Below are 22,857 nucleotides of genomic sequence, written 5' to 3' on the forward strand. Positions count from 1 at the left end.
GATCGGTGGTCGCGGCGACCTTGGCGAGGTACGCCGGGTTTCGGTAGCTCATGGCGGTACACATCTGGCCGAGTCGGATACGCGACGTCGATGCACCGAGTGCGGCCATCAACGTCCACGCCTCGTGAGTCGCTTCTTCCGTCGGCTGGGGAACGGTGTGGAAGTGGTCGTAGACCCACACCGACTCCCACGGCCCTGCCTCCGCGCGCAGCGTGAAGTCTCGCATCACCTCCCACTGCTTCGCGGGGTCGATGCCGACCAGGTCCAGACGCCAGCCTTGAGGTACGAACAGTCCGAATCGCATGTAGCGAGCCTACCTACAGTTTCCCGACGCGCGACCGGGGTGACACCCGCGGAGAGTAGACCGGAATGAAGCGGAACATCATCGCCGCGCCGGCGAACGACGTCGCGCCCAGAGCGGCGAATGCCCACCCGAGTGGGAGCACCGCGGCGAGTAGACCGATCGCGAGCGGCCCACCGAACATGCCGGTGTCGTGAGTCAATCGCCATGCAGCGAGGAACTCGGCGCGTTCTTCGGGCGGGGCGATATCGGCACCGAGGGTCATGATCACGCCGTTGCCCAGCCCGTTGCCGATCCCCATCACGACAGCGACCACGGTCAATCCCACTGCACCCGTCGAGAACGGCAACAGTAGGTACGACACACCGATCACCGTCAGCGAAGGCACCGCGACCAGCCTGCGGCCGTATCGGTCCATGATGTGTCCGGCCGGGTACGAGCACAGCAAGTCCACGGCCGCACCGATACCGAAGATCACACTCACCTGGGCTGCATCCAATCCGAGGTGCAATGCCCACAATGGAAGAACGGCCTCACGCGAAGCGCGGGCGGCGCCCATCAGAAGGGAGCCTGTCCCGAGCGTCGACAGAGCGGCACGATGACGGCGAAGGATCTCCGGGAGCGTGACGTGTCCGTGATCACTGTTGCCTGCCTGCACCTTTCGTGGCGGGTCGGGAACGCGGGCCATCAGCGCCCCGGCGAGCACGACGCCCACCAACTGGACGAGGAATCCTCCGCGCGCTCCCACCAGGAGAATCACGCCGGCCCCGATGAGCGGTCCCAGGAAGAAACCCAACCGCCACATCGCGGCGAACGACGACATTGCTCGGGCCCGAAGACCGAGTGGCACGGTCTCGGCGAGGTAGCTCTGCCGCGCAAGGCCCCACACCGCATTCGCCAATCCGGTCAACAGTGCGCCGATACCGAGCATCCACGGAGTCTGCGCAAGGAGACAAATCACCACTCCTGTTGCACCCAAGGAACTTCCGCCGATGATCGACCTGCGCTCACCGAAACGCGACACGATCCTGCCGGCGGGGAGGTCACCGAGTACGGCGCCCAAACCACCGAGTGCAACGATCAGGCCGGCGACGGCAACCGATGCACCCAGGTCGCGCGCGGTGACGGCCATGATGGGGGCAGCCGCTCCCTGACCGATCCCGAAGATGGCCGCCGGTACGAAAACCGTTGTGACGAGTGGCTTGAGACCGGCAATCGCCGGCTGTTCCTTGGGCAGTGTTTCCGTCACGCGCTCACTTCTGCCGCGTCAGCGGCCCGCGAAAACCGATTCGCCGGACGATCGAGGCCGTAGTGACCCCGCAGGGTGGATTCCGTGTATTCGGTCCGGAAGATCCCACGCGCCTGCAGAATCGGCACGACCCGGTCGACGAACACCTCGAGCCCTCCAGGCAGATAGGGCGGCATGATGTTGAAGCCGTCCGCGGCGCCCTTGTCGAACCATTCGGTCAACTCGTCCGCGACCTGCTCCGGTGTCCCGGCAAATGTCCGATGCCCACGGCCACCGCCGAGTTTGCCGATCAGTTCACGGACGGTGAGGTTTTCGCTCTCCGCAAGGTCTTTGACGAGCTGGTATCGACTCTTGTTTCCTTGGATGCGATCGATGTCCGGCAACGGTGGCAGCGGGGCATCCAGCGAATGCTCGGTGAGGTCGACGCCCACCATGTTCGAGAGTTGGCGCAGTGAGTACTCAGGTGAGATGAGATCCGTGAACGACTGCTCCAGTGCCTTGGCTTCTTCTTCCGTATCCGCGATGAAGGGAACGATGCCTGGCAGCACCTTGATCTCGTCGGGACTACGCCCGTACTTGATCAGCCGCGCTTTGAGGTCGGTGTAGAAATCCTGCCCCTGCTCGAGTGTTCGTTGAGCGGTGAACACGGCCTCGGCATACTTCGCCGCGAAGTCCTTACCGCTCTCGGAGGAACCGGCTTGCACGAGCAACGGACGTCCCTGTGGAGACCTCGGCGAATTGAGCGGGCCAGCCACCGTGAATCGTTGACCGTCATGGTCGATGCGATGGACACGATCAGGATCGGCGAAGATTCCGGTCTCTTCGTCCAGGACAACTGCCCCCTCTTCCCAGCTGTCCCAGAGTCCGAGCGTCACGTCGAGAAACTCCTCGGCGCGCTCGTAACGACCGCTGTGCGTCGGTACCGCATCGAGGCCGAAGTTCGCGGCCTCGTCGGCGCCGGCCGACGTCACGATGTTCCACCCGCCTCGTCCACCACTGATGTGATCGAGGGAAGCGAACTTCCTTGCGAGAGTGTATGGATCGCTGTAACTGGTCGACGCGGTTGCAATCAGCCCCACCTTGTCGGTGGCCGCCGCGATCGCCGACAGCAAGGTGACGGGTTCGAAGATCGCCTGGGTGTTGTACTTGACCCGCGGGCCGACTGCTAGACCGTCGGCGAAGAACACCGAGTCCAGCTTTCCACGCTCGGCGATTCTCCCCAATTCCTGGAAGTGCTTGACGTCCAGGAGGTTGGCCGCATTTGTGCGTGGGTGGCGCCACGCCGCCTCATGATGGCCGACGCCCATCAGGAAGGCGTTCAGATGAAATTGTCGTTCGGACATGAGTTCGCAGAATCTTTCCGTGAATGTGTGGTCAGGTGGTGACGCGCCAGCGCGAGAGCCGACGTTCGATCAGGACCAGAATCGCGTTGATTGTCAGACCCAACAACGAGATCGCGACGATGCCCGCGTACATGTTCGGGATCTGGAAGTTGAGTTGTGAAGCGGTGATCAGATACCCGAGACCGGCTTTGGCCCCGACCATTTCGGCGGCGATCAGCACGAGAATCGACGACGCGGCTGCCATGCGGATACCCGTGAAGATCGTGGGAACAGCGGCGGGCAGAACCACCTTCTGGAACAGCCGAATCGAGGAGAACCCCAGCGAGGCAGCGGACTTGATCAGCAGGGGGTCCACTGTTCGCACACCGGAGATCGTGTTGAGCAGAATCGGGAAGGTGCAGGCGTAGATCACAAGGGCGATCTTCGATTCCTCACCGATTCCGAGAATCAGCACGAAGACGGGAAGCAGCGCCAAGGCTGCTGTGTTGCGGAACAATTCGAGAATCGGGTTGAGGAAGTCGGAGACCGGGCGGTACCAGGCGATCGCAATTCCCAACGGAATCGCGATCGCGATGGCCACGAAGAAGCCGGTCAGCGCACGCGTCAGACTGGCGGAAACATGCTCTTGCAATTGTCCGTTCTCGGCGAGGGTGAAGAATGCGGACACAACTTCGGTGAAGGGCGGGAGGAAGACCTTGTCCACCAGCCCGAGCCGAGGTGCCGCTTCCCAGATCCCGAGGAAGATCGCGATCGCAATCGACGGCTTGGCAATCCGCCAGGCGATGGAACCAATGTAGCGCGCCGCTTTGCCGCCGGCCTGGCTCCGCTGCGCAATGTCAGGTGTTTTGTCGGCCAACGGTTTCGGAGTGGCGACCACCTCCGGCGTCGCCAATGCGCTAGACATGTGCAACCTCCTTGGCAGGATCGAGTTCGCCGGCCCGAGCGCGCTCGACTTCACCGTGCAGTAGCGTCCAGATCCGGTGCCGGAACACTCGGAACTCCTCACCTGATCGCACGTCGTCGCCGGACCGGTCGATGTCGATGTCGACGATCGTCTTGACGCGCCCCGGCCGCGAAGTCAGTACTGCAACACGTTGCCCGAGGTAGATGGCCTCGTCGATTCCGTGGGTGATGAACAGGATCGTCTTGCCGGTGGCCTTCCAGATGCGCAGAAGCTCGTCCTGCAGCGACTCTCGCGTCTGTGCGTCCAGCGCTGCAAATGGTTCGTCCATCAGCAACACTTCGGGGTCGAATGCCAGGCTGCGGGCGATCGCGACTCGCTGCTTCATTCCACCGGACAACTCGTGCGGATAGCGATCCGCGAAACCTTGCAGACCGACCAGTTCGAGGTAATGCTCGGCGAGCTCGCGTCGCTCGCTCTTCTTCACGCCCTTCGCTTCGAGTCCGAACTCGATGTTGTGACGTGCAGTTCGCCATGGAAGCAGCGCGTATTGCTGGAAGACGATTCCCCGATCCAAGCCTGGGCCCGTGATCTGCTTGCCGTCCAGAAGGATTCGACCGGAAGTGGGCGAACTGAGTCCTCCGAGGAGGTCCAGCAGAGTCGACTTGCCGCAACCACTCGGCCCGACGAGGACCAGGAACTCCCCCGGCGCCACGTCGATGTTGATGTCCTCGACCGCGGTGAAAACTTCGTCGGTCCCACGAATGTCGAACTGTTTGGTGACGTGCTCGAGCCGTAGTTTCGGTTCTGTGCTCATTTTGCTGCCTCCAGTGCCTGTCCGTCAGCGCCGCTGTCGGGTGAATACGTTCCGTTGGCGTACGGGTTGAATTCGTTGGTGTAGATGTCCGACGGCTTCAACTTTCCTTCTTCGAGTTCGCCGTTACGGGTGAGCCAGTCGATCCACGTGCTGATCTCGGTATCGGTGATCGTTCCGCCGGGGCCGGCGACTCCTGGGCTCTTCCAGTAGCTGATGAGCTTGGTGTCCTCGTTGCGTCCGCGGCTGTTGATGATCGACGTCAGCTTCGCGACCACTTCTTCTCGTGGGTGTGTCTGCGTCCAGCGGATGGCCCTCGCTGTTCCCTGCACGAAATCGGCGACCGCCTCCTTGTTCTGCGCGATGTAGTCGTCACGGAACACCAACGTGCCGTAGGTGAACGAGCCGAACAACGATTCGTCCGTGAACAGCTCGCGAAGGCCACCACGTTCGAGCGCGGAGTCACGGAAGACCGAGCCGAGGGTGGCGACGTCGATCTGTCCCTGCCGCAACGCTTGTTCCGTGTTGACCGGCGGAACCACGATCAGTTCCACCTGCTTGATCTCGTCCGGTGTAAGCCCCTCCCGCGCAAGCCATTCACGCACGACGAACTCGTGGTGCGCACCGAGGGTGTTCATCCCGACCTTCTTGCCGATCAGGTCCTTCGCCGATTTGATCGGACTGTCGTCGAGAACGTAGTACCCGTTGAAGCTCTCCTTGTCGGAGCCGTAGTACCCGATGACCGAGGTGATCGGTGAACCCGCGGAAGCCAACTTCACCACCGCACCGTTGAACGCTCCCCCGAACTCGGTTTGACCGGTCGCTGCGTTCTGAATGCTCTGAGGGCCGCTGGTCGTATCGCCGATCCAGTTGAGCTCCACGTCGTTGAAGTAGCCGAGGTCAGCGGCCAGTTCGGGGTAGATGACCTGTCCGGTGCTGCCCTCGTACCGCAGGACGGTCTTGCCGTCGGCGGTCTTGACCACTTCGTCGGAGGAGCCCGAGCAGGCAACGGCAGAACTGGACAGAGTGACAAGAGCGACGACCGCGGCTACCGAGCGCGCGAAACGAGGGCGAATCATGAAGTTGCTTCCTGTAGAAGATGATTGGTTCAGTTCTCGGCTACACCTGTCCGGAGCGCCGTGTGCGGCGCTCGGCACAGGCAGGTGTGGGGAATGTCAGTTCAACGACAACAGTTGAGCGACATGAGCGGGAAAGACCGAAACACGTGAGACTCCAATGAATGTGCAGACAGGATCGAGCCGTGAGCAGTGCCGAAACCATACGTCGGCACCCACTACCTGGGTCAACGGTTACATTCATGCCGGATTTAATGTGTGAGGTCCGTATCATGAGGGCATGCTTTCGCCGACGACTGCGCAGGACTTCGAGCAACACCGTGGCCACCTGACGTCGGTGGCCTACCGTCTCACCGGAAGTTTCAGCGACGCTCAGGATGCGGTGCAGGAAGCGTGGATACGGCTTCAAGTTGCCGAAAACACGCGAGGCGACGAGTTGCAGATCCGCGAACTGCGCGGATGGCTCACCACAGTTGTCGGCCGCATCTGCCTCGATCATCTCAAATCGGCCGCGGTCAGAAGAGAAAGCTATGTCGGACAGTGGCTTCCGGAGCCGATCGTCACGCCCGTCGACGCCACCGCGGGCACACCCTCAGCGACACCCGATCCGCTCGAGTACGTCGTGAGGCAGGAACAGAATCGTTTTGCTGCCCTCGTCGTCCTGGACACTCTTACTCCCGCTCAGCGCGTTGCCTTCGTCCTGCACGACGGATTCGACGTGCCCTTCGCCGAGGTAGCGCGCATCCTCGACATCGAAGTAGCCACTGCCCGCCAGTTGGCCTCGCGGGCACGTAAAGCCGCAGCTTCGGCGCCGGCCCCGGTCAGTGGCGAGGAACATGCTGCCGCCGTCGAGCGATTGGTGACGGCTATCGCGAGTGGAGATCTGAACGCCGTGATCGATGCACTCGATCCCGATGCCGTCCTGATCGGTGACGCAGGCGGAACTACCCGCACGGCCGTCAACGTCGTGCGCGGCAGTGATCGTGTGGCGCGGTTCTATCTGGGATTGGCCCGCAAGTACGGACCGGCAGCGGTGTTCTCGATGTCACCGGTTCTCGTCAACGGACAGCTCGGCGGTGTATTCGCCGGCTCACCGGGGGACGACCAGTACCCGCAGTTCGCCGCTCGCGTTGCCGGCTTCACTGTCCGCGACGGAGTCGTGTGCGCGGCCTACGACATTGCGAATCCAGCCAAGTTCAGCGCTGTGCCGATGCTCGATCACACCGAACCCGAACGCAAGTAGCGAGACTCCCATTCCTCGAGGTGTGATCTGGACACCTGCGTGCCGAACCACAGTCGGTGCAGTACATCCGATCCCAGATGATGCAATTCGGTGTGCGTCCTCCACTGCTGCGACGCCCACTCGGGTTCGTTGTGGGCGGCGTCGATCCCGGCCATCGCGCTACCTCGCAGTTCGAAGTCCAGGTCCCGACGAAGCTCCGAAAGCTCCGACCAATTCGTCTGTGGTGCATAGTGCCTCGCGCGAATTTCGGTCAGCAGCTTGAACAGGACGCTACCCGCCCGTTCGTCGACCCAGATCAGAGTGCGTCGATGCGCACCGCGCCCCACCGTCCACAGGACCACCAACGCCACGACGACGCCGATTGCCGTCTCGAGCATGCGGCTGAGGATCAGATGTCGGACGGTCCCGTGCGCACCACCGGCCGCGCCGAGGAGAATCGCGAGGGCGGTGATGAAGATGACGGCTATCCCGTAATTCCGCACCAGGAACAGCTCGATCCCCGCCATCAGGACTGCAAGTACCGCCACCAACCACAGACCGGTCGGACTCCAGGAGTAGATGGCACCCAACAGAATCAACCCGAGGACGGTCCCACCGATGCGGTGGATTCCGCGATAGGTGCCCAGTATTCGATCCGGTCCTTGATGAAGGACCATCGCCGCGGCGATCACCGCCCAGTCCGGGCGATCGATGCCGAGCAGGACGGTGAGGGTTCCCGCCGCCATACAGGCAATGGACAGCCGAAGTGCCGTCACCGACGCTCGGCTGGACCGATTGCAGGCGCGGAGGAACCGATATCGGATCGTCGGGTCGGGCAGAGGCGGGTGAGCACCGACGTCGTCGACGTCGAACGCGGGGTCGGCCATGAGTTCCGGATCGTGGTCGTCGGAGATCGCCCTGGCCATCGAGATCTGCGCTCGTTCGAGTTCACGGGTCAACGGGTGGTCTTTCCCGACGATTGCGCCGCGGTAGAGGCACTGCCACGCGTCGTGCAGCCGAAGTGCTGCAGCGTGGCGTTTGTCTCGCGTGAGTTCGGGTGGGGCGTACGTCGCCTGAGCGTCCGTGTACTCCGCAACGGCCGAGACGGCTGCCTGTACAGCGCTGCGTTCGACAGCTCTCGGTGCCCACAGGATTCCCGTCATCGAGACGACCACCGCGCTGATCCCACCGATTGCCGTCCACATCGCGACCTCGACCGGCGGCTGACCGGGAGTGGCGATCACGGAACTGATCTCGGTGGTGAGCAACAGAAAGAACGCGCCCGGTGGACCCAATCGAAGCGCGTCGACGGTGAAGGCGCAGGTCGACACCACGACGGCCATGATCAGCACGACAAAGACGAGCAGCACCGTCGGCGCTCCCCCGGCGATGGCTCGGTGGACGGGCTCACCCACCGATGCCCCGACGAAGGACAGGATCGTCAGCGCCGTCGCAGCGATACCGACTGCCTTCCACCTGCTCCGGTACGGACGACCCTCACCGTATATCGATGCAAATGCACCGAGGCCGACCAGGAGCGAAGCAGACCCGAATCCGAGCAGTGTGGCGATGGCCGCCGGAATCGCCAGGGCGAGGGCGACGCGAACCGCTCCGGGGTACCTGTTTCCCACCGGCGGCAATCCGAACAGGACGCTGCGCGCCGGCCGCGGAGCCGGGAGGTTGGACTCGCGACCCGCTGATGTTTCTTCGGGGTCCACTGCCCATCCTTCGCGCCGGCCTGTTCGTGTCTGTGTCGTCCCATTCTTGCGGGCGGCCGACGTGGAATTCGAGGCGGGTCCGGAGGTCGATTCGACCACCCCTTTATTGACACTATGTCAACAGTGTGGATGATAGGTGGAGTCGGATCCGCTCGCGGGTCGCACTTCATCGATCGGGAGAATCACGATGACGCAAGGATCTACCGCAACCCGGACCGCAGAACGACGGTCCCCGTGGATGGACGACGAATTGGAGGCCGTGGCCGACCTGGCAAGGAACTTCTTCGCCAAACACGTCACACCGCATCAGAAACGCTTCGCGTCCCAAGGTTTTCCCGACAAATCCGCATATCGAGAACTCGGGGCGCTCGGGCTCGCCGGCATGTCGATCCCCACCGAGTACGGCGGCGGAGGAGGAACTTTCGCGCACGACGCCGTGCTGTTCCACGAGCAGGTCATGGCGGGTGATCATTCACTCCAACTCGGCGTGCACTCGGGAATCGTGCCGCACTACCTCAATGCCTACGCCGATCACGAGCACAAACTGCGCTGGCTACCGAAGCTGGTGAGTGGCGAGTGGGTGGGCGCAATCGCCATGACCGAGCCCGGCACCGGATCCGACTTGCAGAACATCACCACCCGAGCCGTCCGCGACGGTGACGACTATCTGATCAGCGGCGCAAAGACCTTCATCTCCAACGGTCGCAATTGTGATCTGGTGATCATCGCCGCCAAGACCGATCCCAGCCTCGGAGCGCGTGGAGTGTCGCTCATCGTGGCCGAGGTCGATGACAACACACCGGGTTTCGAGCGCGGGCGAATACTCGAGAAGGTCGGACAGAAGGGCCAGGACACCACCGAGCTGTTCTTCGACCGCTTGCGGGTGCCTGCAACAAACCTGCTCGGGGACCGCGAAGGCACAGGGTTTGCCCAGCTGATGCAGCAGCTACTGCCCGAACGATTGATCTGCGGAGTTGCAGCCACTGCGGCAATGGATCGTGCAGTCGCCCTCACCGTCGAGTACACCAAATCCCGAAACATGTTCGGGCAAACGCTCTTCGATCTGCAGAACACGCGCTTCGAGCTTGCCGAGTGCGCGTCCATCGCTCGTATCTCACGAACGTTCATCGACGACTGCATCGTCAAATACCTTGCCGGGCAGCTCGATGCGACTACCGCCGCGATGGCCAAGTACTGGCTCACCGATCAGCAGTGCGCCGTGATCGACCGCTGCGTGCAACTACACGGCGGGTACGGCTACATACTCGAATATCCCATCGCTCAGATGTATGCCGACGCTCGTATTCAGCGAATCTACGCCGGATCGAACGAAGTCATGAAGGACCTCGTGGCGAGATCACTCTGAGCAATCAGGAATCCGCCTCGCACGCCGGCAGAACGTCACGCACGATGGCGAGCAAACTGCGTACCAGCAGAAGGTGCACCTGTTCGCGGTCGAGGGCTCCCGTCACCAACCACTGCTTACTGGCGGCCTTCGCCAAGCCTCCGTACGCCACGATCATCGAATGAACAGCAGCCTCGCTGCCTTCACTCGGTCGAATCTCGAGCGCATCCATCATGCGTCGCGCAGCAACGTCGTCAGCATCCTGGAGGATCCGATCCATCTCGGGATCACGGCGGAGGTCGTCGGACATGACTGTCGAGATCCACATGTCGCGATGACGCCAGGCGACGTCGAGCCACCGATCGATCACGGCGCCGATCCGCTTCTCCTGGCTCGCCGATCGCGGAATGCGGTCCACCGCCACTTCGGGAATGAAGACGAACCGCCGCACGACGTCGAGATACAACTCACGCTTGGAGCCGAAGTAATGATTGAGCAGCGGACGTCCGACCCCAGCCGCCTTGGCCAACTCGGTCATCGAGACGTCGGCAAAAGACTTCTCCTCGAAAACCTTTGCCGCGCTGACAATGATCTGCTCACGCCGGTCTTCGGGACCGAGACGCCTTCCGCCTGTGGCCGACGCGGACGTCATTCTTTTCTCGCGGGCGTGCTGTTGACCGTCGCCTGCGCCTCGACCATGAGCGAAATGTGCTCCACCAAACGCTTTCGAGAGATCTTGGAGGACGGGGTGTGCGCCTGATAGATGAACGCGAGGGCACCGAACAGCCCCACCGAATTGAGTTCGGAGTTCGCGGAGTCGGTTGCCTCGCCGCCGTACATCAGCTCGAGCGACGCGGAAATCGGATTCGTGAACTCCGCCATCAATTCTCGCCCTCGATCCCACAGCGCAGGTTCCGCCTGGGATTCGACGAACATGATGCGTCCACGTCGAGGATCTTTGAATACGTAGTTGGTGAAGGCCTTCACCACGTGGCGGATCAGGGCCGACGGTGCGGAAGGCGCCGCCTCGAGAGCGTCCAGAATAGTGTCACGCGCACCGAGAACGACCTCGTCGAGCACGGCGACCAGCAGTTCGTCACGGTTGGCGAAGCTCTCGTAGAAGTACCGTTCGGTCAGCGCGGCCTCGCGGCAGGTTGCACGCATGGTCGCGGCGGCCGCTCCCTCGGTGCCCATGATCTGCAACCCGGCTTCGATCAGCTGTGTCCGGCGCGCGGCGCGGCGATCTTCCGGTTCCTGCCCACGCCACCTGCGCGGGCCGGTGCGCCGAGCCTCGGTATCCGTCATGTCCCCATGTTCTCACTGACCGGCAGCGCTCTCGACCTCAGGTTATCGCGGCGACCTCCGCAAGCGAACTGACATCGCCCGATGTCAATCAGTTGAATTCTGACATCAACCGCTGTTGACATCACTTGATGTCAGACTTACTCTTCGTTCAGTTGTTCACGCACCAATCAGGAGGCGTCACACATGGTCGACATCGACCCAACCTCGGGGCCATCGGCCGGTGACGAGGAAACTCGAACTCGCCGAACACGAGTCGTCGTCATCGGAGCCGGTTTCGGCGGCATCGGAACGGCTGTCCGCTTGAAGCAGTCCGGGATCGACGACTTCGTCGTTCTGGAACGTGCCGCGGAGCCCGGGGGGACCTGGCAGGTCAATACCTACCCCGGTGCACAGTGCGACATCCCGTCGATTCTGTACTCGTTCTCGTTTGCGCCAAATCCGAACTGGACGCGGCTGTATCCGCTACAGCCCGAGATCTACGACTATCTCCGGGATTGCGTCCATCGCTTCGGACTGGCCGGTCATTTCCACTGCAACCAGGACGTGACAGAAGCTTCGTGGGACGAGCAAGCCCAGATCTGGCGGGTACACACTGCGGAAACCGTGTGGGAGACACAGTTCCTGGTCGCGGCCACCGGCCCGTTCAGTGCCCCCGCCACACCCGACCTTCCCGGGCTCGAATCGTTTCGTGGTCAGATGTTCCACACCGCGGACTGGAACCACGACCACGACCTTCGCGGTGAGCGGATAGCCGTGGTCGGCACCGGTGCCTCTGCGGTGCAGATCATCCCCAGACTGCAACCGCTCGCGGACACGTTGACCGTGTTCCAGCGGACACCGACGTGGATCCTGCCGCACCCGGATCAGCCGATGACCGGCTGGCCGAGCGCTCTCTTCGAGCGGGTGCCGCTCACCCAACGACTGGCACGCAAGGGACTCGACCTGCTCCAAGAAGCCCTGGTACCCGGATTCGTGTACAAGCCGTCACTGCTCAAAGGGCTGGCCGCACTCGGCCGAGCACACCTTCGCCGGCAGGTGCGGGACCCGGAGCTTCGCGCAAAGCTGCTCCCCCACTACGCATTCGGATGCAAGCGTCCGACGTTCTCGAACACCTACTATCCCGCGCTGGCGTCACCCAATGTGGAGGTGGTGACGGACGGAATCGTCGAGGTGCAGGAGCGCGGAGTCCTCACCGCGGACGGCGCCTTCCGGGAAGTCGACACCATAGTCATGGGAACCGGCTTTCGTATGGGAGACAACCCGTCGTTCGACATCATCCGGGGCAAGGACGGCCGCAGCCTCGCGCAGACGTGGAACGGCAGTGCCGAGGCCTTCCTCGGCACCACCATCAGCGGGTTTCCGAACTTCTTCATGATCCTCGGCCCCAATTCCGTGGTCTACACCTCGCAGGTCGTCACGATCGAAGCGCAGGTCGAGTACATCGTGAGCTGCATTCTTCAAATGGACGAGCGCGGCATCGGCAGTATCGACGTCCGGGCAGACGTGCAGAGAGAGTTCGTGCGCGCGACCGACCGCCGACTCGCCACCAGCGTATGGAACGCCGGCGGGTGCAGTAGTTACTACCTCGTCGACGGCGGCCGCAATTACACCTTCTATCCCGGATTCAACCGATCCTTCCGCACCAGGACCAAACGAGCCGACCTCGCTCACTACGCGCAGGTACAACCCGTCTCGTCCGAATCACTCACCACTGCCCGAGAAACCGTGAGGAGCCGATAATGCTCGGCATCAACGCCTTCCGAGGCACACCCGTCGTCGCACCGTCCGGCGCGCGCCGATACACCGACGAAGCACATGCGATCGCCGCCCGTGACGTCGAATTCGACTGGGACGGCGTACCACTGCATTACGTGCCGAACGAACCGATGGTCACCCACGTCATCAACTTCATGCATCTCGTGTTGCCCGAGGGAGAGCGGGCCATGTCCGCAACGCTCGCCGAAGCACTCCCGCTCATCGAGGACCCCCGCCTGCACGAAGAGGTGGTGGGATTCGTCGGACAGGAAGCAACACACGCGTCGTCGCACAAAGGTGCACGCGAGCATCTTGCGGACCTCGGCATGGACATGAAACCGATGTCACGCCGGATGGACTGGCTCGTGGACAAGATATTGGGCGACCAAGGATTGACCGGAAAAGCCAAGCACGCCTGGCTCTGTGAACGTCTCGGCTTGTTTGCCGCGATGGAGCACCACACGGCGGTGGTCGGGGAATGGCTGCTCACCGATCCCGCCCTCGAAGATGCCGGCATGCACCCGACGATGCTCGACATGGTCAAGTGGCACGGCGCCGAGGAAGTCGAGCACCGCAACGTGGCCTTCGACGCCTACATGTACGTGGACGGTAGCTACGCCCGCCGCGTTCGCACGGCGCTGCTCGCCAGCTTCACGTTGTTCGTGTTGTTCATCGCCTCGATGAACTACCTCTTCCGGCAGGACCCGTCGAAGGCGAAGGGCCGCCTGTGGCCTCTGCAACTGATCAGCGCCACTCGCCGCGGCCTGGTCCCGAACATGAAATTCCTGATCACCGAGATTCCTCCGTATCTGCGGCCGAGCTTCCATCCGTCCCAGATCGGGGACATGGACGTAGCCATGCGCTACCTCGCTCGCTCACCTGCCGCCAATCGTTCTTCCGAAAAGAGTGAAGGATGAACAAGACGACTGCCGACCGTCCTCACGACGCACAAGACTTCACACCGACCCGGTCGTTGAGGATTGCCGCACAGGCGACGAGCGCATACCGTCGAATCTTTGCGTCAAGTCCTGCAGCGCAGATACTTTCGCGTCCCAACCCGGTCCGCTACAGCGGATTCGACATGACGCTGGACGTGAAGTCCGTCCGGTTCGAGTGCGCAGACGTCCTGAGTGTCACCTTGACCCCGAGGGAAGGAATCACCCTGCCGTCGTGGATTCCCGGCGCTCACCTAGACGTCATTCTCCCCTCGGGAAGACAACGACAGTATTCGTTGTGCGGAGACCCCGACGACTTGACCTCGTATCGGATCGCCGTCCGGCGGATCGACGAAGGCGGGGGCGGCTCCCGCGAGATACACGAGTCGCTGAAACCCGGAATGGTTGTCGACGTACGAGGGCCGCGGAATGCATTTCCTTTTGTCACTGCTCCGTCGTACCTCTTTGTTGCGGGCGGAATCGGGATCACTCCGATACTTCCCATGGTGCAACGCTGTCACCGCCGCGGAGTCCCGTGGCGATTGGACTATCTCGGACGAACTCGGGCAGCTATGCCATTCCTGAACGAGATCGAGGAGTATTCCAGCGGCCGGGTAACCATCCGACCCGACGACGAGCTGGGTCCGACGGATATCGGAACACTCGTCGCTGCTGCGGATCCAGGTGCCGCGGTGTACACGTGCGGACCGGTTCCGCTGATGAACACGGTGCGTGCGGCAACTTTCGCCGCCAACCCGACCGGATCGGTGCACAGCGAGAGGTTCTCCCCACTCCCGGTAGTCGACGGCAAGGAGTTCACGGTGCATCTGGCGCGCACCGGTCTCACCGTCGATGTGGGCGAGTCCGAAAGTGCATTGGCTGCAATACGACGCGTACTTCCCGGAGTAGCGTATTCATGCCAACAGGGCTTCTGCGGTACATGCAAGGTCCGGGTGCTTTCCGGGACCGTCGAGCATCGAGACACCCTCCTCACCGAATCCGAACGTACTGGTTCGATGTTGACCTGTCGATCACGTTCCACCGGTGGGTCTTTGGTGGTGGACCTGTGAAGGGAAAATTCTCTCTTTCTGCGGCCGACGCAGCCTTCATCCGCTCCGCTCCGCTGGTGATCACTCACCGGATCGAATCCGAAGCGACATGTGAAAGCTTGTGGCAGACGTTGACCTCGGACGGAGCGCTCACGTCGTGGGCGCACGGGATCACCGGAGCCGACTGGACCTCGGACAGACCATTCTGCGTCGGGACTACGCGAACCGTGCGAGCCGGCGCTTTTGCTGCACTGAACGAGCGATTCTTCCGCTGGGACGAGGGGCGTCGGATGACGTTCTACGTGGAGTCGGCGTCACTTCCGGGGTTCAAACGCTTCGCCGAAGATCTGGTGCTGGAACCGACTTCGACTGGCAGCCGCCTCACCTGGACCTTCGCTGTCCAAGCGGAGCCGTGGCTCGCCCCGATTCTGTCTCTGTCCCGACCGATCCTCGAACGCGTCACTCGCGGCTGGGCCGACGGCGCCGTCCACCACACACTTCAAGGAACTCCACGATGACGGCGACCGAGATCGACACGACCACACAGGCGTCCGACGACACGGTGACACAGGCAGTGCGCGACGCCCGTACTGCTTCCGAATGGTGGGCAGAACTGACATTCGAGCAACGCGCTCGTCGACTGGATCGGTGGCGAGGAATCATCGCTCGTCGAGCATCCGAACTCGCCGACGTCGTGCACCGGGACATGGGCAAGCCGCACCCCGACGCGATGCTCGAAATCGCCATGGCACTCGAACATCTCGCGTGGGCGTCGAAGAATGCCCGAAAGGTACTGGGCAGGCGCAGCGTCCGCTCCAGTTTGTTGACGGTCAATCAGGCCGCCTCGGTGGAGTATCGACCTCTCGGGGTGATCGGTGTGATCGGTCCGTGGAACTATCCGGTCTTCACCCCACTCGGTTCGCTCTCGTTCTCGCTGGCTGCAGGCAACGCCGTGGTCTACAAGCCGAGTGAGTTCGCACCGGCAGTCGGGCAATGGTTGGGCCGCGCCTTCGCCGAGGTCGTCCCTGAACATCCTGTGCTGCAGGTCGTCACGGGCGATGGTTCGGTCGGCGCGGCACTGTGCCTGGCCGGTGTCGACAAGATCGGGTTCACCGGATCGACCGCGACGGGCAAGAAAGTCATGGCAGCGTGCGCCGAGACCCTCACACCGGTGTTGATGGAATGTGGTGGTAAGGACGCGCTCATCCTTGATGCCGACGGAAATGTCGGTGCCGCCGCGGATGCTGCGGTGTGGGGAGCATTGTCCAACTCCGGTCAAACCTGTCTGGGCGTCGAGCGTGTATACGTGCACGAACATGTCTACGGCGAGTTTATCGACAAGACAATCACTTTGGCTGCCCGAGTTCATGCGGGTCCGGGTGCCGAAGACAAGATCGGTCCGATCACCATGCCCTCGCAAGTGGCTGTAATCCGGCGCCACATCGACGACGCGATGTCGCGGGGTGGACGTGTCGTTCTCGGAGGGCTCGGCTCGATCTCCGGCCAGTACGTGCAACCGACCATCATGGTCGACGTCCCCGAAGACAGCCTCGCCGTCACGGAGGAAACTTTCGGCCCGACGATGACGATCACCAAGGTCGCCTCGATGGACGAGGCGGTGGAGTTGGTCAATGCGTCGCCATACGCATTGGGAGCAAGCGTGTTCGGCAAGGACGGAGCGGCTGTTGCCGATCGGCTCCGATCCGGAGGAGCGTCGGTGAACTCTTACGTGATGTATGCCGCGGTTCCCAACCTGCCACTGGGTGGGGTCGGAGCATCTGGTTTCGGACGCGTTCACGGCCCAGATGGTCTGAAGGAGTTCACCTACGCTCGTTCGACGACTCGGCAACGATTCCGTTCGCCCCTACCACTGACGACGTTTCGACGGACCGCCCGAATCGACTGGCTGGTCAAGGTTCTCATCCGCGCACTACACGGAAGGCACTGAAGCAATGACGGGACGCTTGTCCGCAATTGCGGGAACAGTCCGCGATCTGGGCATTCCACTGCCCGGACGCCGACTCGACTACGACGTCGCCGGGAAGGTCGTACTGATCACCGGTGGAGGCGACGGTATCGGTGCAGCGCTGGCGCGCACTCTCCACCGGCGTGGGGCCACCGTGGCACTGGTCGACGTCAACGAGAGTTCATTGGCAACGGCCGAGCGCTCATTCGAGTCACAGCGAGTCGTGACGGTGACGGCCGATGTCCGAGATCGGGACGGCATGACCGCAGCCGTGCAAACGATCATCGAGCAGCTGGGCAGAATCGACGTCGTAGTGGCCAACGCCGGAATCACCCCTCCCCCGGCAACATTGCGCCAGATCGATCCCGACGCCTTCGATCGTGTGCTCGACGTCAATCTCACCGGCGTCTTCAACACCGTGCATCCGACCATCGACGAGGTGATCCGCAACAGTGGGCACATCGTCGTCGTGTCATCGGCGGCGTCGTTCGCCCCCGGTTTGGGCGGCGCTTCGTACATGATCAGCAAGGCTGGGGTCGAAGCGCTCGGCCGGGCGCTGCGTCTCGAGGTTGCCGGCTACGGCGCTACTGCCGGCATCGCGTACTTCGGGATGGTGGATACACAACTTGCACGCGCAACACTCGACGACGACGAGATCGGGCGCAAACTCGACGCTCGACTACCTGGTCCCCTCCGTCATCGAATCTCCCCGGACCGTGCCGCCACCGTGATCGCCGACGCGATCGCGCGCCGCGCCGCCCGGACCCTTGCCCCCGCTGCCTGGGAACCCTGGGCGTGGGGACGCGGTTTCATCAATGTCCTTGCCGACGGTTACCTGGCAAAAGACAAACAGGCACACGACCTGATCCGCGAACTCGAAGACAGAACCACCGCTGCGGCCCCGACGAATGCATCAGCCCTGCCAAAGGCATCCAGGAGAACATCATGACTACGTTGTGTGCAGCCTTCCAGCGAGTGTCGGCGGTAGCGCCCGACGCGGTGGCTTTGCGAGACATCGGCGATGCGCGAACACTGACGTGGCGCGCGTACGGCGAACAGGTTCGCGATGTTGCCGCGGGATTGGCCGGAATCGGCGTGGGACATGGCGATACGGTTGCATTGATGATGAGTAACCGCATCGAGTTCTACCCGATCGACGTCGGCGCCCAACACCTCGGCGCGACGTCCTTCTCCATCTACAACACGTCGGCACCCGAAGCCATCCAGTACATCCTCGCCAATTCCGGTGCGCGAGTGCTCGTCTGCGAGGCCCAGTACGTGGATACCGTTCGCCGATCCGGTGCCACACTCGACACGATCGTGGTCGTCGACGCGCAACCGTCTGCCCAGCAGTCCGGCACCCTGACGCTGGAGCAGATGAAGTCCTCTGCTGCCGCCGATTTCGATTTCGAGAGCACCTGGCGTGCGGTGAAACCGAACGACGTCGCCACGTTGATCTACACCTCCGGCACGACCGGCAACCCCAAGGGCGTCGAGACGACTCATGCCTGTCTGTTGTTCGAAACCACCGCCGTCAGTGCTGTACTCCCCGTCGAGTTCGGTGACCGCATCACCTCGTACATGCCGTCGGCGCACATCGCCGATCGGCTCACCTGCCTGTACATGCAAATGGTGTTCGGCACCCAGATCACTGTCGTGCCGGATCCGAGCCAGGTAGCGGCTGCGCTTCCGGACTGTCGCCCCACGATCTGGGGCAGCGTCCCCCGTGTGTGGGAAAAGCTGAAGGTTGCAGTCGAATCGGCCGTCGCCAACGAACCGGACGACGCGCGGCGAGCGGCATTGCAGTGGGCACTCGACGTCGGTCGCACTCGGCTCGCACACTTGCGAGCCGGTGAAACAGTCCCCGCCGAACTGGAAGCGGACTACGCCCGAGCCGATGCAATGGTCCTCTCCGCACTGCGTGCGAAACTCGGTTTTGCCGAACTGAAGTGGGCCATCTCTGGCGCCGCACCGATTCCGCCGGACACCTTGGCATTCTTTGCAGCCCTGGGAGTTCCGATCTCGGAGATCTGGGGAATGTCCGAGCTGACATGCATTGCGAGCACCGCACCGGCCGAGCCGACCAAGCTGGGAACGGTCGGAAAGTTGCTTCCAGGCATGGAAATGCGCATCGAGGCGGACGGTGAGCTACTGGTTCGAGGACCGTTGGTCATGAAGGGGTACCGCGGCGAACCGGCAAAAACGGCCGAAGCGATCAGTGCAGACGGTTGGCTTTCGACCGGAGACATCGTCACGGCCGACGCAGACGGATACCTCACGGTGATCGATCGCAAGAAGGAGCTGATCATCAATGCGTCGGGAAAGAACATGTCCCCCGCTGCCATCGAGACCGCAGTGAAGACGTCGTCGTCGTTGATCGGTGAGGTCGTGGCAATCGGAGACGGCCGAAAGTTCAACACAGCGTTGATCACTCTCAGCGCCGACGCCGCGGTCGGAGCGGCACGCTCACTGGGACTTGCGGCCGAGGCCGCGGTACTCGCCAAGGACGCTCGGATCGTCGACATCGTTGCAACTGCTGTCGCCGAGGGAAACTCGCGTCTGTCGAGGGCCGAGCAGATCAAGCGGTTTCACGTACTCACCACGTTCTGGGAGCCAGGCGGCGACGAGCTGACACCGACGATGAAGCTCAGGCGCAAGCCGATAGCCGAGAAGTACGCGCCCGAAATTGCAGCCCTCTATGCGGATTCGGTCGTAGAGGACGTCTACGAGCCTGCGCCCTGCGCATAGATCAGCGTCTCGGTGGCCTTGACCACAAACGTAGCGGCCGATCCCGGAACCAGATCGAGCTCGGCCGCTGCGCTCGCCGTGATGTCGGCAGACAAGCCCGGCTGGCCGGCTTCGTCCTCGGCTCGGACTCGGACGACATCGCCTCGATTTTCGATCTCCGCGATCGTGACCGCAAACGCGTTTCGTGGGCTCCCGTGAGGCGGATCCAGGTAGACCGACACTGCTCGCGGCTCGAAGACTGCCACGGCGGCACTGCCGGCCGGTAGGTCGGTCTCCGTCTGGCCCGCGATATCCACCCCGACCGGACTTCTGAGCATTCCGTCTCCGGCCATCGTGCCGCTGCGCAAGTTGATCCCTGCGATGCGTGCTGCAAATGCACTACGCGGGCGAGTCAGAACTGTTCGTACGTCACCACGTTCGACGACCCGGCCGCCGTCCAGCACGACAACGGTGTCGGCAAGGGCCAGCGCATCCAGAGCGTCGTGCGTGACGAGCACGGCCGTGCGATCTCCTGTTCGGAGCACCCTACGCAGCAACGACCGCAATGCCGGGGCGGAGGCGACGTCGAGCGCAGACATCGGTTCGTCGAGCAGGAGTAGTTCGGGTTCAGCAGCCAATGCCCTCGCCACTGCGACTCGTTGCGCTTGACCGCCGGAGAGCTGTGACGGCTTGCGGTCAGCCAATTCGGCGGCGTCGACTGCGTCGAGCCAGTGGCGCGCGGAATCGGCGGAATCGCGACGCGACCGCCCTGCACTGCGCGGCGCGAACGCCACGTTCGCGGCCGCACTGAGGTGGGGAAAGAGAAGTGCCTCTTGCGCGAGTAGAGCAGTGCCGCGCCGATGCGGCGCCAACGCGACTCCCCTACCGGTATCGGTGAGAACGCGAGAATTCAGTTCGATCAACCCACGCCGCGGGTGATGTAGTCCGGCAATCGCCGCCAGTACCGTCGACTTGCCTGCGCCGTTCGGTCCGAGGACAGCGGTCACCTCACCGGCCGCGACGTCGAACGTCGCAACGACGTCGCGCTCCGGAATCTCGATGTCGACGTGGAGGCCACTCACAACGAACCCGCCGATCCTCGTCCACGCACCGCAACCACGATGACCACCGCGACTACGACCAACACCAGCGAAAGCGCTACCGCTGCATCCGGATCGGTCTCACGCTGGAGATAGATTTCCAACGGCAGGGTACGCGTGACCCCTTGCAGACTTCCCGCGAACGTCAGCGTTGCACCGAATTCCCCCAGTGCGCGAGCGAAAGCCAGCACTGCCCCTGACACCAGACCGGGAAGCACCAGCGGCAAAGTCACCCGGCGAAGCACGGTGGTCGGGCGGGCTCCGAGCGTCGAGGCTACGGCCTCGTATCGTGTGCCCGCAGTGCGTAGCGCACCTTCGAGGCTGACGACGAGGAACGGTAGCGCGACAAACGTCTGCGCCAGGACCACCGCGGTTGTCGAGAATGCTATCTGGATGCCGAGCACTTCCAGCTGCTCACCGATCAACCCTTTGCGCCCGAACGTGTACAGCAACGCGATACCGCCCACCACGGGCGGCAGAACCAGCGGGAGCAGGATCAACGATCGAAGAACGGACAGTCCCCGAAAATGACTGCGCGCCAACACCGCGGCCATCGGTACCCCGAACAGGATGCACAGCAGCGTGCTCATCGCTGCTGTCTTCAAACTCAGTTTCAACGCGGCAACCGACGATTCGGAAGTCACGAGTTCCCAGAACTGCGACCACTGCACGGTGGCCAGCATCGCCGCCAAGGGCGCGATGACAAACGCTCCGCCGATCAGCGCCGGAAGGTAAATCCATACCGGCAACCCGAGCGGAGCCCGGACCGCCGGTCTTAGGTGTGTCACGGGGCAGCGAATCCCGCGTCACTCAGAACTGCCAGGCCCTTGGGCCCCTTCACGAGATCGACGAACTTGGTTGCCGTTCCCGAATTCTTCGAATCCTTCAGCACCGCAATCTGGTACAGGTTGACCACCGTGGTGGCTTCCGGGAACGCGACGGTCTGAACCTTGTCACCAGCGGACTTCGCGTCGGTGACGTAAACGATGCCGGCATCGGCCTGCCCGGACGTCACCTTGTTGAGAACGTCGGTCACCGACGATTCTTCGCTGACGGGCGAGAGGGTCTCGCCTGTGGCCGTCTCGACCTTCTTCGTAGCCGCGCCACAAGGGACCTGCGGAGCGCAGATCACCAGTTGCGTCCCCTCCTTTGCCAGATCGGCGAACGACGCGATGCCCTTCGGATTGCCCGGCGGCACAACAATCGTCAAGGTGTTGCTCGCGAAGTCCGAGGCTGACCCCGCGACGACGCCGGCGTCGGTGGCCTTGGTCATGTTGGCGGCGTCAGCCGAGGCGAACACGTCAGCCGGTGCGCCCTGAGTGATCTGAGCGACGAGGTCCGAGGACCCGGCAAAGCTGAAAGTGACCGATGAACCAGGGTTCTCGGACTCGAATTCCTTGCCGAGTTCGGTGAAGCTGTTCTTGAGTGACGCCGCTGCGAAGACGGTGATGCTTCCCGTGGCACTCTCACTCGAAGTGGTTGTGGTCGGAGCGGCCGACGACGTCTCCGACGAAGAATTGTCGGAGGAACTACAACCGGTCACCAGGGCAAGCGAAAAGGCACCTGCTGCAACAAGTCCGACTACACGCTTCACGAATTTCCTCCAGTATGTTCAAAAACTACGGCGTTTCCACGATGACCGTGGTGGCCTTCACGATTGCGACTCCGATACTCCCGACCTCGAGTCCGAGCTCCCGAACCGCGTCGGTACTCATCAACGAGACGACAGTGAAGGGCCCACACTGCATTTCGACCTGAGCCATCACCTTGTCGGTGACGACCTTGGTGACGAGGCCGGCGAACCGGTTGCGGGCCGAACTCGCACCCGTGAGCGGATCGGCCGGTGCGGGTCCGGCGTTGGACCGGGCGAAGCCCGCCAACTCGGCACCGTCGATGACCTTGCGGCCGGAGTCGTCCGTCGTCGCGGTGAGAAGCCCACCGTCGACCCACCGCCGGACGGTGTCGTCACTGACACCGAGCAGGCCGGCAGCTTCGCGGATTCGAATGTTGGGCACCAGGTGATCGTAGGTCGCAAGTGCGGACCTAACAAG

At 62.7% G+C, this 22,857-nt stretch carries 22 protein-coding genes; 9 read left to right on the plus strand and 13 right to left on the minus strand.

Annotation, left to right across the window (positions count from 1 at the left end; translation table 11 throughout):
• The 6 genes from ACYP01_RS02115 to ACYP01_RS02140 form a co-directional block, all read right to left on the minus strand.
• A partial coding sequence (locus ACYP01_RS02115; RefSeq protein ID WP_459678446.1) for an LLM class flavin-dependent oxidoreductase occupies positions 1 to 304 on the minus strand: 304 nt, incomplete at its 3' end.
• Between the two features lie 13 nt (positions 305 to 317).
• The gene (locus ACYP01_RS02120; protein WP_042451237.1) at positions 318 to 1,550 is read right to left on the minus strand and encodes an MFS transporter; all 1,233 of its coding nucleotides are present in this window, start codon (positions 1,548 to 1,550) and stop codon (positions 318 to 320) included.
• Positions 1,547 to 2,893 carry an LLM class flavin-dependent oxidoreductase gene (locus ACYP01_RS02125; RefSeq protein WP_042921792.1) on the minus strand — a complete coding sequence of 449 codons (1,347 nt, stop codon included), beginning with the start codon at positions 2,891 to 2,893 and terminating at the stop codon, positions 1,547 to 1,549. The genes ACYP01_RS02120 and ACYP01_RS02125 overlap by 4 nt, the downstream gene beginning before the upstream one ends.
• A gap of 31 nt (positions 2,894 to 2,924) precedes the next feature.
• Entirely contained in the window at positions 2,925 to 3,797 is an 873-nt protein-coding gene (locus ACYP01_RS02130; protein WP_459678449.1) for an ABC transporter permease, read from the minus strand.
• Complete coding sequence (locus ACYP01_RS02135) at positions 3,790 to 4,611, minus strand: ABC transporter ATP-binding protein (RefSeq protein WP_003940477.1); 822 nt, start codon at positions 4,609 to 4,611, stop codon at positions 3,790 to 3,792. The genes ACYP01_RS02130 and ACYP01_RS02135 overlap by 8 nt, the downstream gene beginning before the upstream one ends.
• Positions 4,608 to 5,687 (minus strand): ABC transporter substrate-binding protein, encoded by a 1,080-nt coding sequence (locus tag ACYP01_RS02140; protein WP_459678452.1) that lies wholly within the window; start codon positions 5,685 to 5,687, stop codon positions 4,608 to 4,610. Before ACYP01_RS02140 ends, ACYP01_RS02135 begins: the two co-directional genes overlap by 4 nt.
• A 277-nt stretch (positions 5,688 to 5,964) precedes the next feature.
• On the opposite strand from ACYP01_RS02140, the gene ACYP01_RS02145 reads away from it, so the two are divergent.
• A complete protein-coding gene (locus ACYP01_RS02145) occupies positions 5,965 to 6,927 on the plus strand; it encodes a sigma-70 family RNA polymerase sigma factor (protein ID WP_054831257.1) in 963 nt (320 codons plus the stop codon).
• On the opposite strand, the gene ACYP01_RS02150 is transcribed toward ACYP01_RS02145, so the two are convergent.
• A complete protein-coding gene (locus ACYP01_RS02150) occupies positions 6,903 to 8,624 on the minus strand; it encodes an FUSC family protein (protein ID WP_459678454.1) in 1,722 nt (573 codons plus the stop codon). The two genes, ACYP01_RS02145 and ACYP01_RS02150, sit on opposite strands and share 25 nt — an antisense overlap.
• Positions 8,625 to 8,811: 187 nt before the next feature.
• Here ACYP01_RS02150 and ACYP01_RS02155 point away from each other — a divergent pair, with 187 nt between their 5' ends.
• Positions 8,812 to 9,990: an acyl-CoA dehydrogenase family protein gene (locus tag ACYP01_RS02155; RefSeq protein WP_003940501.1), complete on the plus strand. Its 1,179-nt coding sequence runs from the start codon at positions 8,812 to 8,814 to the stop codon at positions 9,988 to 9,990.
• Between the two features lie 4 nt (positions 9,991 to 9,994).
• Here ACYP01_RS02155 and ACYP01_RS02160 read toward each other — a convergent pair whose 3' ends face one another.
• Both ACYP01_RS02160 and ACYP01_RS02165 read right to left on the minus strand, forming a co-directional pair.
• Complete coding sequence (locus ACYP01_RS02160; protein ID WP_030535343.1) at positions 9,995 to 10,621, minus strand: TetR/AcrR family transcriptional regulator; 627 nt, start codon at positions 10,619 to 10,621, stop codon at positions 9,995 to 9,997.
• Complete coding sequence (locus ACYP01_RS02165; protein ID WP_322001648.1) at positions 10,618 to 11,274, minus strand: TetR/AcrR family transcriptional regulator; 657 nt, start codon at positions 11,272 to 11,274, stop codon at positions 10,618 to 10,620. Before ACYP01_RS02165 ends, ACYP01_RS02160 begins: the two co-directional genes overlap by 4 nt.
• A 183-nt stretch (positions 11,275 to 11,457) precedes the next feature.
• Between ACYP01_RS02165 and ACYP01_RS02170 the strand changes: the two genes are divergently transcribed.
• From ACYP01_RS02170 to fadD11, 7 genes are read left to right on the plus strand one after another with little or no spacing between them, the layout of a single operon-like run.
• A complete protein-coding gene (locus ACYP01_RS02170; protein WP_042921712.1) occupies positions 11,458 to 13,014 on the plus strand; it encodes a flavin-containing monooxygenase in 1,557 nt (518 codons plus the stop codon).
• Positions 13,014 to 13,946: a metal-dependent hydrolase gene (locus tag ACYP01_RS02175; protein WP_459678458.1), complete on the plus strand. Its 933-nt coding sequence runs from the start codon at positions 13,014 to 13,016 to the stop codon at positions 13,944 to 13,946. Before ACYP01_RS02170 ends, ACYP01_RS02175 begins: the two co-directional genes overlap by 1 nt.
• Positions 13,943 to 15,034, plus strand: coding sequence for a PDR/VanB family oxidoreductase (locus ACYP01_RS02180; protein WP_007733536.1), 1,092 nt, complete (start codon positions 13,943 to 13,945; stop codon positions 15,032 to 15,034). Before ACYP01_RS02175 ends, ACYP01_RS02180 begins: the two co-directional genes overlap by 4 nt.
• Positions 15,031 to 15,531: an SRPBCC family protein gene (locus tag ACYP01_RS02185; protein ID WP_054826303.1), complete on the plus strand. Its 501-nt coding sequence runs from the start codon at positions 15,031 to 15,033 to the stop codon at positions 15,529 to 15,531. Before ACYP01_RS02180 ends, ACYP01_RS02185 begins: the two co-directional genes overlap by 4 nt.
• On the plus strand, positions 15,528 to 16,961 hold the full coding sequence (locus ACYP01_RS02190) for an aldehyde dehydrogenase family protein (protein WP_047270965.1): 1,434 nt from the start codon (positions 15,528 to 15,530) through the stop codon (positions 16,959 to 16,961). Before ACYP01_RS02185 ends, ACYP01_RS02190 begins: the two co-directional genes overlap by 4 nt.
• Positions 16,962 to 16,965: 4 nt before the next feature.
• Positions 16,966 to 17,928, plus strand: coding sequence for an SDR family oxidoreductase (locus tag ACYP01_RS02195; protein ID WP_064073968.1), 963 nt, complete (start codon positions 16,966 to 16,968; stop codon positions 17,926 to 17,928).
• Positions 17,925 to 19,727 carry a fatty acid--CoA ligase FadD11 gene (gene fadD11 / locus ACYP01_RS02200; RefSeq protein ID WP_459678461.1) on the plus strand — a complete coding sequence of 601 codons (1,803 nt, stop codon included), beginning with the start codon at positions 17,925 to 17,927 and terminating at the stop codon, positions 19,725 to 19,727. The genes ACYP01_RS02195 and fadD11 overlap by 4 nt, the downstream gene beginning before the upstream one ends.
• Here the strand turns inward: fadD11 and ACYP01_RS02205 are convergent.
• From ACYP01_RS02205 to ACYP01_RS02220, 4 genes are read right to left on the minus strand one after another with little or no spacing between them, the layout of a single operon-like run.
• Positions 19,703 to 20,788 carry a sulfate/molybdate ABC transporter ATP-binding protein gene (locus ACYP01_RS02205; RefSeq protein WP_378504532.1) on the minus strand — a complete coding sequence of 362 codons (1,086 nt, stop codon included), beginning with the start codon at positions 20,786 to 20,788 and terminating at the stop codon, positions 19,703 to 19,705. The genes fadD11 and ACYP01_RS02205 overlap by 25 nt on opposite strands.
• Positions 20,785 to 21,594: an ABC transporter permease gene (locus ACYP01_RS02210; RefSeq protein ID WP_020970514.1), complete on the minus strand. Its 810-nt coding sequence runs from the start codon at positions 21,592 to 21,594 to the stop codon at positions 20,785 to 20,787. Before ACYP01_RS02210 ends, ACYP01_RS02205 begins: the two co-directional genes overlap by 4 nt.
• Positions 21,591 to 22,400, minus strand: a complete 810-nt coding sequence (gene modA, locus ACYP01_RS02215) for a molybdate ABC transporter substrate-binding protein (RefSeq protein ID WP_459678464.1) — start codon at positions 22,398 to 22,400, stop codon at positions 21,591 to 21,593. The genes ACYP01_RS02210 and modA overlap by 4 nt, the downstream gene beginning before the upstream one ends.
• A gap of 25 nt (positions 22,401 to 22,425) precedes the next feature.
• Positions 22,426 to 22,821 (minus strand): TOBE domain-containing protein, encoded by a 396-nt coding sequence (locus tag ACYP01_RS02220; protein WP_003940157.1) that lies wholly within the window; start codon positions 22,819 to 22,821, stop codon positions 22,426 to 22,428.
• Positions 22,822 to 22,857: the final 36 nt, after the last annotated feature.

The organism is Rhodococcus sp. no. 34, from assembly GCF_054589475.1.

Coding starts and splice junctions, on each gene's coding strand:
- ACYP01_RS02125 (WP_042921792.1), bottom strand. CDS start 2,893: ATGTCCGAACGACAATTTCATCTGAACGCCTTCCTGATGGGCGTCGGC.
- ACYP01_RS02130 (WP_459678449.1), bottom strand. CDS start 3,797: ATGTCTAGCGCATTGGCGACGCCGGAGGTGGTCGCCACTCCGAAACCG.
- ACYP01_RS02135 (WP_003940477.1), bottom strand. CDS start 4,611: ATGAGCACAGAACCGAAACTACGGCTCGAGCACGTCACCAAACAGTTC.
- ACYP01_RS02140 (WP_459678452.1), bottom strand. CDS start 5,687: ATGATTCGCCCTCGTTTCGCGCGCTCGGTAGCCGCGGTCGTCGCTCTT.
- ACYP01_RS02145 (WP_054831257.1), top strand. CDS start 5,965: ATGCTTTCGCCGACGACTGCGCAGGACTTCGAGCAACACCGTGGCCAC.
- ACYP01_RS02155 (WP_003940501.1), top strand. CDS start 8,812: ATGACGCAAGGATCTACCGCAACCCGGACCGCAGAACGACGGTCCCCG.
- ACYP01_RS02160 (WP_030535343.1), bottom strand. CDS start 10,621: ATGACGTCCGCGTCGGCCACAGGCGGAAGGCGTCTCGGTCCCGAAGAC.
- ACYP01_RS02165 (WP_322001648.1), bottom strand. CDS start 11,274: ATGACGGATACCGAGGCTCGGCGCACCGGCCCGCGCAGGTGGCGTGGG.
- ACYP01_RS02170 (WP_042921712.1), top strand. CDS start 11,458: ATGGTCGACATCGACCCAACCTCGGGGCCATCGGCCGGTGACGAGGAA.
- ACYP01_RS02175 (WP_459678458.1), top strand. CDS start 13,014: ATGCTCGGCATCAACGCCTTCCGAGGCACACCCGTCGTCGCACCGTCC.
- ACYP01_RS02180 (WP_007733536.1), top strand. CDS start 13,943: ATGAACAAGACGACTGCCGACCGTCCTCACGACGCACAAGACTTCACA.
- ACYP01_RS02190 (WP_047270965.1), top strand. CDS start 15,528: ATGACGGCGACCGAGATCGACACGACCACACAGGCGTCCGACGACACG.
- ACYP01_RS02195 (WP_064073968.1), top strand. CDS start 16,966: ATGACGGGACGCTTGTCCGCAATTGCGGGAACAGTCCGCGATCTGGGC.
- fadD11 (WP_459678461.1), top strand. CDS start 17,925: ATGACTACGTTGTGTGCAGCCTTCCAGCGAGTGTCGGCGGTAGCGCCC.